The 242-nt window shown below is 62.8% G+C and carries 1 protein-coding gene; it reads right to left on the reverse strand.

From position 1 onward, the window contains the following. Positions 1–41: 41 nt before the first annotated feature. Positions 42–242: hypothetical protein (locus EOD29_RS36845; protein ID WP_206520620.1), on the reverse strand; the 201-nt coding region annotated here is incomplete at its 5' end.

A 242-nucleotide genomic window follows, 5' to 3' on the forward strand; every position in this document is an offset into this window, starting at 1 on the left:
GAAGCTGGTTGTGCGCCACAAACGCGGGGTTGCCGCGCCCATTAGAACCCCTTCGCTGCCCAGTAATGCGCGCGGAGGTCCATCGCGTCAGGATCGAGCAGCGGGATCGGCAACGGCCGCCCTGGCTCGGCTTTTGGCGCTTCCAAACCAGAAGAGGTAGCGACCTCTCGCACGATGTCCGAGGGTAAGCGCTTCGCCTTTTCTCGGAGCATCTTCTCGGCTATGACGCGACCTGAGCCATC

Origin of the sequence: Mesorhizobium sp. M1A.T.Ca.IN.004.03.1.1, assembly GCF_003997555.1 — a bacterium.
Taxonomy (GTDB): Bacteria; Pseudomonadota; Alphaproteobacteria; order Rhizobiales; family Rhizobiaceae; genus Mesorhizobium.